2 protein-coding genes are annotated in these 2,067 nt (G+C 36.4%); both read right to left on the bottom strand.

The window, feature by feature from the left end; genetic code table 11:
* The coding region (locus P8O70_16510) for an ABC transporter permease (protein ID MDG2198446.1) at positions 1-848 on the bottom strand (848 nt) is incomplete at its 3' end.
* A gap of 65 nt (positions 849-913) precedes the next feature.
* Positions 914-1,981, bottom strand: a complete 1,068-nt coding sequence (locus tag P8O70_16505) for a sugar ABC transporter substrate-binding protein (GenBank protein ID MDG2198445.1) — start codon at positions 1,979-1,981, stop codon at positions 914-916.
* Positions 1,982-2,067: the final 86 nt, after the last annotated feature.

Below are 2,067 nucleotides of genomic sequence, written 5' to 3'. Positions count from 1 at the left end.
CCATTACTTAAAACCATAACTATCCACACACCAATTAACGTGTGAATAACTCCTCCTTTACCACCCCATAAAGCTGTGCCCCCAACTACTACAGCTGTTATTGTTGTAAACAATCGACCCTGTCCTATTAAGGCAAATCCTGCACCTTGTTGAGCTGCAGCGATTACGCCTCCTAAACTAAAGAAGATACCTGCAAGTGTAAAAACGTAAATTCTGCATAAATTTACATTTATTCCAGATAATTTTACTAAATCTTCTCCTCCACCTATGGCATAAATATGCTTTCCGAGTGCAGTATAGCTTTGTATTATGTATGCAATAAGCAATGCTAGAAGTGAAACCCACACAGCTAGCGGGATATCTAAAAATCTTTCTAATGCTAATGCACGGATACTTTTATCATTAATCCGAACAGTAATACCACCCAATATTGCATTTGCAACACCTACTCCGATAAACCATACTCCCAATGTGACCATAAATGATGGTATTCTTAAATAGACATGTATGATGCCATTTAATAATCCAGAAAGTGCTCCAATTATTAGTACAAATACGATACCTAAGTATCCAAAATCATTTTCGTTACTTCCATTCAATACAATTAAACTTAAAGTAACTGCACTAAAAGCAACAATACCTTCAATAGATAGGTCTATGCTTCCCATTATCAAAATAAAAGTTACTCCGATACCCAATATTAGTGGTATTGATGCTCCGTTTGCAATTCTTGTAAAATTTCTTATTGAGAAAAAGTTATGATTTAATATCCCTATTATAACACATAAGAGTATCAAGACGAGGATAGGGGCTAACAATTCATATCTCTCTATTTTATTCCTTAACAATTATCTCCTTTTACTCTTTTGAAAAAAATGGTGTAATTTAAATTACACCATTTCATCATATTCAGTTAACTGTATTGTATCTGGCTGGATACTCTTCCCCAAATATCTGAAAAATCCAATTTTGGCGAACTCTTAATATTTTCATTATAAAACTCCCGGGCGTTTTCTTTAGTGATATATATACCCGTTCCATAGAATTCTCTATGCACCTTTGCTTGATACTTTGGATTCATTTCACCCATCTTGGCATGATAGGCTATTGATAGTCCCATTCCACCCTGCCAAAATGGATCCCAAGCAACCGTTCCTGCGAATTCACCTTCTAAGACTGCCTCCACAGCTAACTGAATACCATCAATTCCACAGACTGGGACTTTTCCCGCAAGACCCTCTGCACGAAGTGCTTCTAATGCCGCTATACCCATACCATCATTAGCGGCCCACACTCCTTTAATTTCATCCCCAAATCTTGTTAACCATGACATTGTAATTTCATGTGCTTTATTTGGGTCCCAATTAGCTACTTGAAAATCAAGTAATTTTACATTTTTATTCTCAGACAAAGCTTGATCTAGTCCTGCTTTCCGTTCTATAGCAGGTACATTTGATAAAATACCTCCTAAAGCAACAATTCCTCCTGATCCTCCCATTGAACTAAAAAGAGCTTCTGCCATTGCTTTCCCACTTGGTTGTCCATTAAACGATATATGAGACACATAGTGAGGATTGTAATCCCATGGGTGAAGGTCACTTGGTTTGTTCCATTGTGTAACTACGTAAACACCAGCCTTTACACATTCTTCAACTATAGATCTAGCATCAGGGCTTTCATTTGGATCCACATTAAGGACCATGTTGCCTCCCGTCTTAGCAATAATTGCCTTGATGTCGGATATCCCTTTTTCACTATTTCCTTCAGTTACTAGAGTCACATAATCAGCTCCAGCCCATTTAGCAAACGCCTCTCCACCCTTGTTCCATGTTGCATGGTATGGATTTGACAGTGATCTAATGGAATTAACTACTGTTACTTTGTTTGCAAGTATATTTTTTGGCCATCCGGTTGCCAATACACCTGCAGATGCTGTGCTTAATAATATTAAATTTCTTCTTGTTATCTTTTTAACAGACATAATCTCTCCTTTATTTTTTTAAAATTCATATCTTAATATTATTAGAGAATTATTAAGATACGTTCGACACAATTTTTTTCTACTAT

Source organism: SAR324 cluster bacterium (assembly GCA_029245725.1).
Lineage (GTDB): Bacteria > SAR324 > SAR324 > SAR324 > NAC60-12 > JCVI-SCAAA005.
This window is presented reverse-complemented; position numbering and strand designations above follow the sequence as displayed.

What these genes read in the sequence shown, in the direction of transcription:
- P8O70_16505 (MDG2198445.1), bottom strand. Translation starts at nt 1,981, where the DNA reads ATGTCTGTTAAAAAGATAACAAGAAGAAATTTAATATTATTAAGCACA.